The organism is Psychrobacter sp. CR212 (assembly GCF_059693765.1).
Genome location: NZ_JCATIF010000004.1, coordinates 1 through 15,150 on the forward strand (window position 1 = coordinate 1; position 15,150 = coordinate 15,150).

Genomic DNA, 15,150 nt, shown 5'->3' on the forward strand with positions numbered 1-15,150 from the left:
TTTAAAACCAGCGTCACTTTGTTTGAGTAGCTTATCTATGTTTGGCATGGTTCCTAAAAAGTTATGAGTGTCTTCTTATTTTAATTCCCTTTGCTACTTTTGCAAGAGGTCTACTAATTGCTAATCAATAACTATTTACTCATCTCTTCACTGAGCGCTTGGCTACGATCATAGCACGCTTGCATAGCTTCACCGATTTGGCGACCAATCTCATTGGCTTGCATTGACTCAACGGCTGCCTGAGTAGTACCGTTCGGCGAGGTCACTTTGCGACGCAATTCAGCAGGCGCATCTTCACTATCCATGGCCATTTTTGCCGCACCTATCATGGTTTGTAGTGCCAGTGCCGACGCCTGCTCGGTATCTAGTCCTAGCGCAATACCTTTATCGACCATCGATTCGATAAAGTAAAACATGTACGCTGGCGCTGAGCCTGACACGGCAGTAACAGCATGCATATGTTCTTCGTCATCGACCCACATGACCAATCCTGACGCTTCCATCACCCCAGTTGCCAACGCTTTTTGTTCAGCTGAGATATTATCTGTACCGTAGAGGCCAGTTGCACCCATCTGAATCATCGAAGGCGTGTTTGGCATGGCGCGCACGATATTACTATAGCCGCCCAGCATGCTAGACAATAGGTCAGTTGACAGACCTGCGGCAACCGAGATGACCAACTGATTGTCCAATGCATCAGCAAAAGCACCAACCACCACTTTCATCATTTGTGGTTTTACTGCCAGTACCACGATATCAGCATCGACGACAGCTGCTTTGGCATCCGCCATTGGATCAACGGTGTTTAGACCTTTAGCGGCTAGTTGCTCACGGATATCGCTGCTAGGATCGGCGACCGTGATTAGACTTGGTTCGATGCCGCAGCCCACAAGACCGCTGATAAGCGCTTGTGCCATATTTCCGCCACCAATAAAACTGATTTTCTTATTATCTAATACCGACATACTTGTCTCCTAGTCACAAAATTTAAAAGTATTCAACGTAACATACTGATATATAAAACGACACTCAGTTTATCATACTGCTCCTAGTATCGTTTGATAAATTCCTGCCGTCTACAACGGCAGTAAACCTAGTTAAAACACGCAACTGACATCGACTATGACATGGTTTAGCTGTTAGATTGAGAAATAATTTTTATAAAATATTTTGAGGTGTCAAATATGTTTTTTATTCGTAAAGCCGTTCAAAAAGACTTCAAGGTATGGGCAGCACACTTATGAAAGCCTCATTGCAAGATATAATAGCCGCTAATGCCGAGGCTCGTTTTCATCTATGGGTTTTGGACACCAACACCAACGCCATTAATTTTTATAAAAAACATGGCTTTGAGCAGAGCGCAGAGCGTCACGAGGAGATGTATGAAAACACTAAAATAGTAGATATTAAAATGATAAAAAATACCGACCCTCTGACTACCTAAATAGTTTTGTTTCATCTACTCAACTACGCTTATAACATTCTTAAAAACATCGTCGATATCACTACCTAGATTTTTGGTATTGATCGAAAAGTCATTTTTCAATATCCACCTATCAAAAGGCGATAATAATAAGATAGGAATCTCATTTTTAGCGTGTTCTTTATCTAAGAGTACGACACTGACCACAACCAAGCTTTCTCGCAGCCATAATGGAATACCAAGCGTTTGATACAGTTTTTTGCCTGATTGTGAACGTGTCGCCAATGCCGTCTGCACACGCTGTTTGCGATCTAATGGCTTTATCTTTAATACTGCATTGAGTGCGCCTATATGACTTTCTATCAATCTTGCCAGCGCATCTGGATACACTTGCAACTGCCAGATATAGTCTTCACTGCGACGAACAGTCAGTAGTGCAAAATCACTGTCTGCTGAGTCATTTGTTGTCAAATCCAAACTCGATAATGGCTGCGCTTGTACCATTAGTGGTCTATCTAACCAAGACAACCATTCATTGCTTAGCCGGTAGAGCTGCTGGCGATAGCGGCGAACGGTATAGGAGTGCGTACGAGCTTGCCAAAACAGCTCAGTTTGGTGATCATGGTCGCTGCGCTGAGTAAGATTCCATACGTCATCGACGAGCTGCTTAGCAGGCGGTAATGGCTCATCTTGACCCAGCCAATGATGCAGTAGTTGCCGCTGGCGATAAATGGGCAATACTTGCAATGTATCGATATTGAGCACGCGCTGTGCTGCTGGTAGCTGTAGGCTTTCATCAGCTGTCTGCTGCATATCTTGCTCAGCCTGAACATTGACAGTGGCTTGCGCATCGCCTAATAGCTGCGCACTGCGAGCAATATTATCAATGACATTGGGGTTATAAGTTGCCAGTATAGGCATGATATCGCGGCGCAGTCCGCTACGGACATTATCACCCGTCTCGTTGGTCGGGTCATCGATATAAGGCAACGCTAAGCGCTTGGCATAATTACTAATCGTGGCGCGCCTTACCGTGAGCCAAGGTCGCCACAATGCATGGCGTCGTCCATGCTGCGTTTGTACTCGCCATGGCTGCATACCTGATAGACCATTCACCCCAGCGCCTTGGATCAAGCGCATCAGTACCGTTTCGGCTTGGTCGTCGGCGTGATGTCCTAGTAGCAGTACATCATCTTGGTTGATATGCGCACGCATGGCGTTATAGCGGGCTTGCCGCGCGGCTTGCTCATCATGACCTGTCACTTGTGCTCTTAGGATATGACAAGGTATCTGCTGCATCTTAGCCCAATTCGCGACATGCGTTGCCCAATGCTGACTATCGGCTTGCAAACCATGATCAACATGTAACAGCTGCGGCAAACATGGCAATCTGCCTTGCCGATAGAGCTGCACACATAACGCTGCAAGCGCCAATGAATCACGCCCACCGCTACAGGCTAGCCACAGGCGACGACCATGTAACTGATCACCATACTCTGCCATGCTACTTAATAATGCCTCTGCCAACGTCTCATCAATTGGCAAATCATTGATTGGTCTAATAGGATGCGTGAGGATGGCACTGCTGGTCATAATCAGCCTTAGTTTTAGATAGATAAATTCATGAGCAAATTAATAGACATAAAAAAACGCGCCATTGAATGACACGTTTTATTTTAGCATTAAGACTCAGTCTCGAATATGAAAAGCGTAGCACATGCTTTGCATTAAGCAGGCAGCATCACTTCTGAGTTAAACGTCTTTAATTTTTCGTAGCGGAGCTCACAACGCGCTTGAGGATCCAAATCTCTGATTTCATCAAGCTGCTCAGTGATCAGTGATTTTAGAGCTTCCATAACGGGTTGTGGCTGCACATGTGCGCCCTCACCCTCATCGATGACGGCATCAACCAAACCTAGCTGGTAAAGGTTGATGGCATTTAATTTCAGTGCTTCACTGGCATCTGGTGCTTTTTCAGCCGTTTTCCATAAGATAGATGCACAGCCTTCAGGAGAAATGACCGAATAGATGCTGTTTTGCAGCATGTTGACTTTGTCGCCAACGCCAATTGCCAATGCACCACCTGAGCCACCTTCACCGATAATGGTCACGATGATAGGCACTTTTAGGCTAGAGAACACCGCGATACTCTCTGCAATCGCTTGCGCTTGACCGCGCTCTTCTGCGCCAACACCAGGATAGGCACCTTGAGTATCGACAAAGGTCATCACAGGAATATTGAAGCGCTCTGCCATTTTGACCAAGCGAATCACTTTGCGATAGCCTTCAGGGTTGGCCATACCAAAATTATGCTCGATACGCTCACGAGTACTGCGACCACGATGCTGACCGATGACCATTACAGGTTGATCGTTGAATCGTGCCAGACCGCCCAAAATGGCTTTGTCATCGGCAAAAGCACGATCGCCGTGCAACTCATCAAATTCAGTAAAAAGCTGATTAACATAGTCCATAAATAATGGACGCTTGGCATGTCGTGCAAGCTGCACACTATCCCAGACAGTGCTCATAGACGCTTCCCTTTAATCATTATACTTAATGTATTTATGTTTAAGAATAATATCGTTATCGGTGTTCAGATAATGAAAGTACAGTTGTAAACTGAGTAGAAGCTATAGTAGCACATCTTATATGGCATGACATTATCGACAGCACTGCTTTTGTTACGTTAATCTTTAACTCGATACGGACAATGGTAACGGTTCAGTTGCTTGCGCCTCTACCACACTAAGCTGTACGCCCCATTTGGCAAACTGCTCAATCTCTGTGCGCAAATCAGCCAGCAAAAACGCATAATGCTCGCTGCTATCAGCCACCGTGATTTGCCAGTCGCTATCACTGATGACCTTTAATTCTAATTCTGGCAGTTTATAGTCACTGCGGCTATGATGCGCGAGTACCGCAAGACGCAATAGCAAGCACAGATAGACGAGCTGGTTTCCGCCAATCTGACAGGTCTGCTCGAACATATCGGTTTTGAGCTTACGGCGATGGTTGAGCATCAACTGCGCCATACGCTTTTGATCCACTTGCGAGAACCCTGGAATATCAGAATACTCAAGCAAATAGGCGCTGTGCTTATGATAACTGCTATGACTGATTGCAAGACCAATCTCATGCAAAAACGCGGCACGTCTGAGTAAATCACAGTCATCGCTTGTTAGGGCAAGCTTATCTTTTACTTGCTCAAACAGGTTACGACTGGTTTTTACCACTTGTTTGGCTTGCTTTTTGTCGCCTGAATAACGCTTGATGAGCGCGAGCACACTGCGGTCACGCACATCTTCGCTCGCAAAACGCCCCAGCATGTCATACATCACGCCTTCACGTAACGCCCCATCTGAGTAGGTAATGGTCTCAACGCCTAGTACCTTCATCACCGCACGCAACACTGCCACACCTGCCGGAAATACGGCTTTACGGTGGTCTTTGACGCCTTCTAGCTCGATATCATCAATATTGCCAATTTTAAGCAGCAATCGCTCTAGTTTTTTGACGCCTTTATAAGTAATGCGTTCTTGCTCATCGGCCCAGCCTTTGGACACAAGCACATTACGCACCGCTTTGATCGTCCCACTTGAGCCGACCACGCTGCTCCAACCAGTCTTTTGGTAACGACCATTGATTGCCAGTACTTCCTTGCGTGCGCCTGAAATCGCATTGTTAAAAGCCTCTTTGGTAATGAGGCCATCAGAAAAGTACTTTTGTGTGAATGCGACGCAGCCCATTTGTAAGCTTTCCGTCAATAAAGGATCGAATTCTTGACCGATAATAAATTCTGTCGAACCACCACCGATATCAATAACCAAGCGCTTGTCGCTACTCTCATTGGTATGCGAGACGCCCAAATAAATCAATCGTGCCTCTTCACGACCAGCGATAATCTCAATAGGTTTTGGCAAAATTTTATTGGCTTTTGCGATAAAATCGTTGGCATTTTTGGCTTGGCGCAAGGCGTTGGTCGCAACCACACGAATACGCTCTGGCGGTACAGAATCCAGACGCGCCACAAACCGACTCAAACAATCCAGACCACGCTGTTCAGCTGTCTCGCTCAAGATTTTATGCTCATCCAGTCCAGCAGCGAGCTGTACCTTTTCAGACATAGAGACTACTTTGCGCACTTCCCCATGATCAAGACGGGCAATGGCTAAGTGGAAACTGTTGGAACCAATATCAATGGCTGCCATCATTTCATCATCGCCGAGTGGCGGGTTTGTAAGATAGTCAGTAGGCATAAGGCAAGTTGTCACCGTATTAGAGAGAGTGTGTAGTTTAACAAAATCAGGTACGACATAGATATAAAATCATAGGTATAGAAAAAGCAGCCGCCACACAAATCTGGGCCATTTTGCCATTAAAGCATTTATCCTAAATACGCGCAAGCGCCGCAAAATCTTAGCAAAAGTGTAAAACCACTCTATCAAAGGCTAATGACCAAGCCTACATCTAACGCTTGTGTTAGCAATATCGGTTTGCTACATTGAAAGCTCATAATATTGTGATAAAAAACCGTTATTTACTGCTTTTACATCGGTATAAATCACATCGAAACCCATCAATTATTTACCTAAAAACTGCCGACAATGGATAGTCGATCAACTCACTAGCAAGGACGCTAACCGCATGAGTCAGACCACCAAAAAAGACATCAGCAAAACGGCTGGAGCACACAGTAGCAGAACGGACATGATAAAAACCGAAACGCCGCCCAAACAGACATTTTATGATTTTTATTTGGATGAGCATCAAAACATGGCTTGTCGCCGTCTCCATTTCGCAGGTAGCAGCTTTGGTTTGTTAGGATTGGCAAAGTCTATCAAAACTGGCTCGGTAAAGCCGTTAATAAAAGGCATCGCAGCAGGATATGCCTGTGCTTGGGTCGGGCATTTTTTCTTTGAAAAAAACAAACCCGCCTCGTTTAAGTTTCCGCTAAAAAGTTTTGCTAGTGATTTTCGGATGTATGGCGATGTCCTGCGTGGCAATTTGAGCTTAAAAGATCGCAAGTTTGATAAAGCACGATAAAATGTAGTCGTCATATAAGTTGAATAATAAAAAAACTGGACGACTATTTTGAGCCGCCCAGTTTTTACTGATATGGATAGCGTCGTTGATGTCAGCTCATTTCTATGAGCGACATGCCACATTTTTTATCGTAAGGATTTACGTAATATTTTGCCGACCGCCGTCTTAGGCAACTCATCGATGAACTCATAGGACTGTGGACGCTTATAACCAGTTAGACGCTTGCTCGCAAAGTCTTGTAGTTCCTCTACGGTGAGATTTGTATCTTTTTTGACCACAAATGCTTTTGGTACTTCTCCGCTATGATCATCTGCCACCCCGACTACCGCGACTTCGAGCACTTTAGGGTGTTCAGTCAGTGCAGCCTCTACTTCGTTAGGATATACGTTAAATCCTGATACCAGTATCATGTCCTTTTTACGGTCGACGAGCGTCAAAAACCCCTCATCATTCATAACGCCAATATCACCTGACCTAAAGTAGCCATTTGAGGTAAAAGTATCGGCATTGTCTCGCTGCCAATAACCGCGCATGACCTGAGGCCCTTTGATACAGACCTCTCCTCTTGTACCTACTGGGCATATGTTCCCATTTTCATCAATAATCTGGATATCTGTCAAAGCCAGCGGCAATCCAACGCTACCATTGAACGCTGTAATGCCAGACGGATTGAAAGAAATAACGGGCGACGTCTCAGACATACCATAGCCTTCACTAATAATCATACCCGTGACTTGCTGCCACTGATCCGAGACGGCTTTAATAATCGCTGTACCGCCACCGATAGATAGCGCCAGACGACTAAAATCAAGATTGGCGAATTTTGGATGATGCAGCATACCAATGAATAAGGTATTCACAGAAGGGATAACGTGAGGTCGATGCTGTTCAATGGTATTTACTAAACCATCGATATCACGTGGATTGGTGACCAATATATCTTCCCAGCCGCCATAAAGACAAAGCAAGCCGCAGACTGTAAACGAAAAAATATGATAAAGCGGTAAAGGATTGAGCATTTTAATCTGCTCGCTACAATTGGCTTCAATCGTCTTGCCAAACATTGCATAGCACTGGCAGACATTGGCCATGACATTGTAATGAGTCAGCATGGCGCCTTTTGGCTTGCCCGTCGTACCGCCTGTATATTGCAGTAGCGCCAAATCTTCACGTTCAATCGTAACGGCTTTGAACCCTTTTGCATCATAGGTTTGCATGATATGGGCAAACGTTATGCTGTGCTGAGATGACTCAAGTGATGACTCGGTCGAGGCATGTATCTGCTCATCTGTGTTCGAAGATTGTACTGAGCCAATTTGACTGAGCAAGGCAATATCATTATCAGCAATGCTAGGATCTATAGAACATCTGACCACCCACGCTAACTGCGCTTTGACGGTGTCCTCTAATTGCTCATAAGCCGTGCTCATGCCATCTAGTACGATTAGACCACAGGCTTGAGCATCTGTGAGCTGATGCGCCAATTCATATTGGGTGTACATGGGATTGACATTGACCAGTACCACACCAGCACGTAGGCAACCCAGCAATACCACGGCATACTGCAATATATTTGGTAGTTGTACTGCAATACGGTCGCCTTTCTCGACACCTTGCGCTTGTAAAAAAGCCGCGAAACGTCGACTGGCTATATCTAGCTGCCCAAAAGTGAGCGTGGCCGCCCCCATACTAAAAGCTGGCAACTCACTATGTTTTTCAATCTTTGGTTGTAGTAAGTCCATCAGATTTTGCTTATCTTCCAATACATCCAAATGATTCTCTAATCCGTATTGGTCGTAAGTGGCTTGCCATAGTGGTGCGGGGTGGCTAGAAGGGCTGGTACTCATTCGTTTGCATCCTTGCTTGATTATTCAGGTTTGCCTCAGAATATCATAACTCATTGTCTATTTTTTGGACGCACAGGTAAGAAATGTATAAGCATCAGTCACGCTATCCACTATAAAAACGATTTTCAGGAATACATTATATTATTCGCAAAAGTATCATAAATAATATATCCATAAAAAAACCAGCAAAAATCACAGAATGATCTTGCTGGTTTTTTAGACTGCCACTTTTTAACGCGTCAGTCGCTTATTCTTAACGAGTCAATCGCTTAAATGGCTAAACTACGCTGTTGCCATTTCTGCAAATATCTCATCAGCAGCAGTAATCGATGCCTCAATATCTTCATTGCTGTGCTTGATTGACATAAAGCCCGCTTCATACGCAGACGGCGCCAAGTAGATACCGCGATCTAACATACCGTGGAAGAAGGTATTGAACACCTCCATATCGCACGCTGTCACATCATCAAAATTACTTGGGGTTTTGGTATCAGCGTCTTTGACAAAGAACATACCAAACATACCGCCCAATTTATTGGTGCGCAGATTGATGCCATGCTTGTCCGCCGCCGCTTGGAAGCCATCGACCAGATGATCGACTTTGGCAGCTAAGTCTTCGTAAAAACCTTCTGCTGTTAAGTCTTCAAACATCGCAATACCGGCACGCATCGCAAGTGGGTTACCTGATAGCGTGCCCGCTTGATAAACGCCGCCAAGCGGTGCGATACAAGACATGATTTCTTCTTTACCGCCAAACGCACCAACTGGTAGACCTGCACCGATGATTTTACCAAAACAGGTCAAATCAGGCGTGATACCGAAATGTGCCTGCGCACCGCCCAGACCAACGCGGAATCCTGTCATCACTTCATCAAAAATCAATACTGCGCCATTGTCCGTACACTGGGCACGCAACGTATCATGAAACTCTTGTGTTGGGATTACCATATTCATGTTGCCAGCGATCGGCTCTAAAATCACACAAGCAATCTCGTCGCCCCATTTTTCAAAGCAGTCTTTGATCGCTTGCGGATCATTATAAGGAATCGTGATCGTGTGCTTCGCAAAATCGGCTGGGACACCTTTAGACGTTGGCTCACCGATATCGAGCATGCCTGAGCCTGCTTTGACAAGCAGACTGTCTGAATGGCCATGGTAGCAGCCTTCAAACTTGACGATTTTGTCACGCTGAGTATAACCGCGTGCCAAACGAATCGCGCTCATGGTCGCCTCAGTCCCCGAGCTGGTCATGCGAATCATCTCAACGCTCGGCACGAGCTCACAGATTTTATCAGCGACCGTGGTTTCAAACGGCGTTGGTGTCCCAAAGCTCAAACCATCATCGGCGGCTTGTTTGACAGCGTCGATGACTTTTGGATGCGCGTGACCCAAAATCATTGGGCCCCAAGAACCCACATAATCAATATAGGCATTGTCTTCGGTGTCATAAATCTTGCTACCATTAGCGCGGTGCATAAAAATTGGCGTACCGCCGACCCCTGCAAAGGCGCGGACGGGTGAATTAACGCCGCCTGGAATATGTTTGCGGGCTTGGGCAAAAAGCTGTTCGTTTTTAGTACTCATAGCTATTCTCTATTTATAGGTTTTATATTCTGTCAGTTCTGTATTTTCTAAATGTCGTCAGTCTTATATTTGTTTATTATCGAATCTTTCAAGACATTTTTACAATTTACGCTTTTTTGACGACAGAAGATTTCAGCTTCATTGGGCCATAACCGTCAAGTTTACAATCAATATCGTGACCATCGGTTGCGTCTGGCAATAGGCGAATACTTTTCGCTTTAGTTCCAACTTTAATGACAAGTGAAGAGCCTTTAACCTTGAGGTCTTTAATGACGGTCACCGCATCGCCATCCCGTAACTCATTGCCAACCGCATCACGAATGACAGCATCTTGCTCTTCCGCTTGTGCCGCATTCGTCTCAGCCGCCGTCCACTCGTGAGCGCACATCGGACATACCAGTAACGCACCATCTTCATACGTATATTCAGCATCACATTTCGGGCAATTTGGTAAGCTCATCATATCCTCGGCAGTCATCAGACGTTGGGTTTATTGTAGAGCGGACATTGTACCGTAACTCGCCATTTTTAACCAATTTGTACCGTTGAAAATGGCGCACTACGCCCAATTTAATGCTTAACCCACACTGAAGCGCCCCACTTATTGATGACGTTTTTGTGACACCATTTTTGTGGTACTCTTCTTAACCTTATTTACATTTTTGCTGACACGTTCTGTCAGTAACAACAGCGTCTATATTAAAGCGCACCTATAACTTTTATCGCTTCGATTTCATCTATATATTTTAATTATTAAGCAGAAGGATAATAACAATGACTCAGTCTCCAAACCCCTCAGCATTGACGCAGTTTTCGCAGTTGACCATTCAAGGTGAAGATGCCGAAAAATTCTTGCAAGGGCAATTGACTTGTGATGTTACCAAACTTGGGCTTAGCTATCAGGCAGCCGCTATTTGTAATCTAAAAGGTCGTATTGAATTTGGCATTTGGATCAAAAAACAAGCCGAGAAGCACTATGATGTGGTCATCAGCAGCGATTGTGCAGATAGCTTACAAGCTCATTTAAAAAAGTTTGGCGCGTTTTCTAAATTTGATACCAGTGAGTCGATCGCGATTTATCCGTGTGTGTTAGCAGACGAACCAACCTTTAGCCATAAGGACGATCACAATACCGCTAAAGACACGCAGGATTGGATGGCGTGCAGTATCGCCACTGGTAACTATTGGATTGTCGCGGCGACTCAAGGCGAGTTCCAACCGCAAGAGCTGCGCCTGCATCAGCGTGGCGGTATGGACTATGATAAAGGCTGCTACTTGGGCCAAGAAGTCATCGCTCGCATCTACTTTAAATCTGCGCCAAAAGCGTTTTTGCATTATGTAAAAGGTAGCGGCGCGCTCCCCGCAGCAGGCGACAAACTCGATAAAATCCAAGTGGTGAATGCGATAGAAAATGACAATGGCTTTATTGCCCTTATCGTTGCTCGTCCTGAACACTTGGCAGAAAGCGATTTGAATATATTGGACTTGCCAGCCGCACTGCAGGTGGATGTTGCGCGCCCAAAGTAAAAGCAAGCTGAAACAAATAGGCGGCGCAGCAACGGTGATGGCAAGCTAATATACGGCTGCCGTCATGATTAACATGAGCATAGAGAATCCCATGACACATATTGCGGTACTCGGAGCAGGCGTGGTGGGCGTGACCACCGCATGGTATCTACGTCAAGCAGGCTATGATGTGACTGTGATCGAACGCGAATCGGCGGCAGGGATGCAGACGTCTTTTGCCAATGGTGGTCAAATATCGGTCTCTCATGCGACCCCGTGGGCCAATCCTGCCACCCCGATGAAAGCGCTCAAATGGTTGTTTAAAGAGGATGCCCCGCTGTTATTCCGTCTGCGTGCTGATAAGGATCAGCTCAAATGGGCGATGCAGTTTTTGCAAGAGTGCCGCGCTGATCGTGCCGATGCCAATCTGGTGCAAATGGTACGCTTAGGGTTATATTCTCGCGACGCCTTACAACAGCTACGCGCCGATATCGGTATCAATTATGAGCAGCAAACACGCGGTATCATGCATTTTTATACCAGCCAAGCTGAGTTTGATGCGGCGATTGAACCCACTGAGCGCATGCAAGCGCTTGGTTGTGAGCGCCATGTGATTGATATCAATAATGCCGTTAACTTGGAACCTGCCCTCTATCCGATTGCGCATAAGCTCACTGGTGCAACCTATACCAGCCGTGACGAATCTGGTAATGCGCACCTATTTACGCAAAGACTCGCACAGCGCTGCATTGATGCGGGTGTACAGTTCTTATATGATACTGAGATCTTAGCGCTTAATACTGACGCTCACTCTGCGCGTCCGCATGTGCATAGTATTACCATTCGCCCAAAAGGCGAAAACGTACAAACTTTCACGGCTGATAGTCATGTGATCGCGCTAGGCAGCTATAGCGTTCCTCTGTTAAAACCATTGGATATTCGCGTGCCTATTTTTCCAGCAAAGGGCTATTCAGCCACCTATACGGTCAATCCACGAGCGCCGCATTTAGCGCCTTTTGTGAGCTTGATTGATGATGAGTTTAAGCTGGTGACTTCACGTTTGGGTGATAAGTTGCGAGTGGCAGGCACCGCAGAATTTAATGGCTATAATTTGGACCTAAATGCCACGCGCTGTGAGGCCATTACGCGCCGCGTACAGCAATTATTTCCCAAAGGTATCATCGCAAATTCGGTTCAATATTGGACAGGACTGCGCCCAATGACCCCATCGAACGTACCTTTGATTGGGCGCGCGCATTGCGGTCAAGTCAAGCATGGCAGTCGCAATACATCAGCCACTTTTGACAATCTATGGCTCAATACAGGGCACGGCACGTTAGGCTGGACGCATGCTTGCGGCTCTGCAAAAGCGATTAGCTTATTGATACAAGGTGAAACGCCCAACGTTGATTTTGATTTTGTGGGTACAAACAGCTGACTGAATCTCTAGACACTATAAAAAACTATCTCCATAAAAAAGCAGGCGCTTACATCGTGTAAGCGCCTGCTTTTTACTTTAAAAAAATTGAACTTATGCGATTGCACTATCTATTGAGTTTTCTAATACCGCATTAGCCACATTGTCTGCGTTAGCACCCAACGCCTCTAATTGCACAGGTACGCCATTGACGGCGGCATTACCACTCAACTGATCAATCAAAGTATCGTCTGTTAAGTCATTGACACTGACACCGGCATGCGTTTGCGCAATCTTCTGCTTCACCCCTTTACGTCCATGACCAAAGCCATGCGGAATACTCACGACGCCTGGCATCAGCTCATCAGTCACCTCTGCTGCGATGATCACACTGCCTACGCGAGAGGTCACTTTCACGTCTTGCCCGTCTACAATACCGTGCTGCTCTGCCGTTTCTGGATGCAGCATTAGTGTACAACGAGACTTACCTTTGACCAATCGATAACTATTGTGCAGCCATGAGTTATTGCTACGTACATGGCGACGTCCGATGAGCAAAATCTCTTGATCATTGTATTGCTGCATCATTTCTTTAACCCGTGCCAAATCTGCCTGATAAAAATCAACATTGAGATTGATTTGCTTATCGGCGTGCTTGATCGCCTCTGGCAACATACGATGCAATGGTCCTAAATCAATACCGTGTGGATTGTCTATCAGCGCATCCAATGTGACGTCTTTATAAGGTCCGTACTTGAGAGCTTGCTCAAGTAAGAATTTCGGTCCAAACGCTTTTGTCGCGGCACGCTCTTTTTGTACCGCTTCTGGCGCGTCTTTATCCAAGCGATCGGCAAGCTCTAGATAAATCTCCCAGTCATGCTTCTCATTCTCTGTTTTGCTAAATAAGGCAGGCGAGTATTTGGCAACATTGTGTACAGCAAAACCATTAAACGTAATGTCGTAATGGTCACGCTCGAGTGGCGAGACGGGCGGCAGGATAATATTGGCATGGCGACTGGTCTCGGTCACAAAGTAATCGAGCGACACCATAAACTCTAGCCCTGATAAGGCCTCATCTAGCTTTTCGCCATTTGGTGTGCTAAGGACAGGGTTACCGGCGACACTCATAAAGCCTTTTAACTGCCCTTCTCCTGCGACTAACATCTCATCTGCCATCGCAACCACTGGATATTCGCCATTAAAATCAGGTAGATTACTCACGCGGCTGTGACGTTTGCCCAAATAGCCAGGACCCGAGCTATTGACCACATCGACCGCAGGATTGGGGAACATGAGTCCGCCCACTTCATCTAAGCGTCCTGTCACGATATTGATGACCATGGACAGATATTGGCTCAGCAAACCAAACTCTTGGACCGAGATACCCATACGGCCATAACAGACTGAGCTTTCGGCTTCACAAAACCCTTTGACGATGCGTTTGATTTCAACGGCGGTAATACCTGTAATATCTGCTACTGACTCAGGGGTGAACCCTTCTGCAAATGATGCAATACGATCAATCTCTGGTGCCAGCGCTGCCACTCGGCTATCTACCTTGGCGTAGCCTTGCGCGTAGATTTCATTGAGCATGGCCAATAGCAATAATACGTCTGTCGCTGGACGAATAAAGTGATGTTCACTGGCGATATCTGCAGTTTCGGTACGCCTTGGATCAATCACCACCACTTTGCCATCACGTGCTTTGATGTCTTTGAGATTTTGACGCATGTTGGGCGCAGTCATGATACTGCCATTAGAGGCCAGCGGGTTACCGCCGATGATGAGCATATACTGCGTGCGATTCACATCCGGAACAGGGATGCGGAGCATATGACCGAACAGATGCATGCTGACGATATGGTGTGGCAGTTGGTCAATTGAGGTCGCAGAAAAGCGACTACGCGTCTTTAGGCTGGTCAATAGCTGCTTGATAGTCAACATCCCGCCCATGTTATGGACATTCGGGTTACCCAAATACACCCCAAATGCGTTTTGACCATATTTTTGCTGAACAGACTGAATACCTGCAGCGACTTTATCTAACGCCTCAATCCAGCTGATCGATTTCCAACCGTCCGCCGTTCTTTCAACAGGCCCTCGCAAACGATCAGGGTCTTCGTACAAATCCTGCAAAGCAGTGGCTTTTGGGCAAATGTAGCCTTGAGAAAAAGGATCGTTTTTATCCCCTTTGATCGATAAGACTTTTTCGCCATCGTGCTTGATCTCGATGCCGCACATCGCCTCGCATAAAGTACAGGTTCTAAAGTGGATTTGTTCGTTGTCCGTCGCGCTAGCCGCTGTAGTGCCCATAGTCATACTCCCTT

Annotated in this window: 11 protein-coding genes and 1 pseudogene; 4 read left to right on the top strand and 8 right to left on the bottom strand. The window is 46.0% G+C overall.

Annotated elements, in window-relative coordinates:
• Positions 1-131: 131 nt before the first annotated feature.
• Positions 132-965 (bottom strand): pyrroline-5-carboxylate reductase, encoded by an 834-nt coding sequence (proC, locus tag AC58CZ_RS08665; RefSeq protein ID WP_494224313.1) that lies wholly within the window; start codon positions 963-965, stop codon positions 132-134.
• A 254-nt stretch (positions 966-1,219) separates the two neighbouring features.
• Between proC and AC58CZ_RS08670 the strand changes: the two are divergent.
• Positions 1,220-1,444, top strand: a pseudogene (locus tag AC58CZ_RS08670) (GNAT family N-acetyltransferase); the annotation flags it as partial.
• A gap of 15 nt (positions 1,445-1,459) precedes the next feature.
• Here the strand turns inward: AC58CZ_RS08670 and tilS are convergent.
• From tilS to ppx, 3 genes are all read right to left on the bottom strand, one after another.
• Positions 1,460-3,016 (bottom strand): tRNA lysidine(34) synthetase TilS, encoded by a 1,557-nt coding sequence (tilS, locus tag AC58CZ_RS08675; RefSeq protein WP_494224312.1) that lies wholly within the window; start codon positions 3,014-3,016, stop codon positions 1,460-1,462.
• 134 nt (positions 3,017-3,150) lie between these two features.
• Positions 3,151-3,954: an acetyl-CoA carboxylase carboxyltransferase subunit alpha gene (locus AC58CZ_RS08680; protein WP_071002508.1), complete on the bottom strand. Its 804-nt coding sequence runs from the start codon at positions 3,952-3,954 to the stop codon at positions 3,151-3,153.
• A 165-nt stretch (positions 3,955-4,119) separates the two neighbouring features.
• On the bottom strand, positions 4,120-5,682 hold the full coding sequence (ppx, locus tag AC58CZ_RS08685) for an exopolyphosphatase (protein WP_494224311.1): 1,563 nt from the start codon (positions 5,680-5,682) through the stop codon (positions 4,120-4,122).
• A gap of 451 nt (positions 5,683-6,133) precedes the next feature.
• Here ppx and AC58CZ_RS08690 point away from each other — a divergent pair, with 451 nt between their 5' ends.
• A complete protein-coding gene (locus tag AC58CZ_RS08690; protein ID WP_423610110.1) occupies positions 6,134-6,469 on the top strand; it encodes an Mpo1-like protein in 336 nt (111 codons plus the stop codon).
• A 125-nt stretch (positions 6,470-6,594) separates the two neighbouring features.
• Here AC58CZ_RS08690 and AC58CZ_RS08695 read toward each other — a convergent pair whose 3' ends face one another.
• The 3 genes from AC58CZ_RS08695 to AC58CZ_RS08705 form a co-directional block, all read right to left on the bottom strand.
• On the bottom strand, positions 6,595-8,316 hold the full coding sequence (locus AC58CZ_RS08695) for an AMP-binding protein (RefSeq protein ID WP_494224310.1): 1,722 nt from the start codon (positions 8,314-8,316) through the stop codon (positions 6,595-6,597).
• A gap of 282 nt (positions 8,317-8,598) precedes the next feature.
• Entirely contained in the window at positions 8,599-9,900 is a 1,302-nt protein-coding gene (gene hemL / locus AC58CZ_RS08700; protein WP_494224309.1) for a glutamate-1-semialdehyde 2,1-aminomutase, read from the bottom strand.
• A 106-nt stretch (positions 9,901-10,006) separates the two neighbouring features.
• Positions 10,007-10,360 (bottom strand): zinc ribbon domain-containing protein YjdM, encoded by a 354-nt coding sequence (locus AC58CZ_RS08705; RefSeq protein WP_494224308.1) that lies wholly within the window; start codon positions 10,358-10,360, stop codon positions 10,007-10,009.
• A gap of 314 nt (positions 10,361-10,674) precedes the next feature.
• Between AC58CZ_RS08705 and ygfZ the strand changes: the two genes are divergently transcribed.
• Both ygfZ and AC58CZ_RS08715 read left to right on the top strand, forming a co-directional pair.
• Positions 10,675-11,427 carry a CAF17-like 4Fe-4S cluster assembly/insertion protein YgfZ gene (gene ygfZ / locus AC58CZ_RS08710; RefSeq protein ID WP_494224307.1) on the top strand — a complete coding sequence of 251 codons (753 nt, stop codon included), beginning with the start codon at positions 10,675-10,677 and terminating at the stop codon, positions 11,425-11,427.
• A 91-nt stretch (positions 11,428-11,518) separates the two neighbouring features.
• Positions 11,519-12,844, top strand: a complete 1,326-nt coding sequence (locus AC58CZ_RS08715; protein ID WP_427618064.1) for a D-amino acid dehydrogenase — start codon at positions 11,519-11,521, stop codon at positions 12,842-12,844.
• A 93-nt stretch (positions 12,845-12,937) separates the two neighbouring features.
• Here the strand turns inward: AC58CZ_RS08715 and AC58CZ_RS08720 are convergent, their stop codons facing one another.
• Positions 12,938-15,136, bottom strand: a complete 2,199-nt coding sequence (locus tag AC58CZ_RS08720; protein WP_494224306.1) for a molybdopterin-dependent oxidoreductase — start codon at positions 15,134-15,136, stop codon at positions 12,938-12,940.
• Positions 15,137-15,150: the final 14 nt, after the last annotated feature.

Coding starts and splice junctions, on each gene's coding strand:
- proC (WP_494224313.1), bottom strand. CDS start 965: ATGTCGGTATTAGATAATAAGAAAATCAGTTTTATTGGTGGCGGAAAT.
- tilS (WP_494224312.1), bottom strand. CDS start 3,016: ATGACCAGCAGTGCCATCCTCACGCATCCTATTAGACCAATCAATGAT.
- AC58CZ_RS08680 (WP_071002508.1), bottom strand. CDS start 3,954: ATGAGCACTGTCTGGGATAGTGTGCAGCTTGCACGACATGCCAAGCGT.
- ppx (WP_494224311.1), bottom strand. CDS start 5,682: ATGCCTACTGACTATCTTACAAACCCGCCACTCGGCGATGATGAAATG.
- AC58CZ_RS08690 (WP_423610110.1), top strand. CDS start 6,134: ATGATAAAAACCGAAACGCCGCCCAAACAGACATTTTATGATTTTTAT.
- AC58CZ_RS08695 (WP_494224310.1), bottom strand. CDS start 8,316: ATGAGTACCAGCCCTTCTAGCCACCCCGCACCACTATGGCAAGCCACT.
- hemL (WP_494224309.1), bottom strand. CDS start 9,900: ATGAGTACTAAAAACGAACAGCTTTTTGCCCAAGCCCGCAAACATATT.
- AC58CZ_RS08705 (WP_494224308.1), bottom strand. CDS start 10,360: ATGAGCTTACCAAATTGCCCGAAATGTGATGCTGAATATACGTATGAA.
- ygfZ (WP_494224307.1), top strand. CDS start 10,675: ATGACTCAGTCTCCAAACCCCTCAGCATTGACGCAGTTTTCGCAGTTG.
- AC58CZ_RS08715 (WP_427618064.1), top strand. CDS start 11,519: ATGACACATATTGCGGTACTCGGAGCAGGCGTGGTGGGCGTGACCACC.
- AC58CZ_RS08720 (WP_494224306.1), bottom strand. CDS start 15,136: ATGGGCACTACAGCGGCTAGCGCGACGGACAACGAACAAATCCACTTT.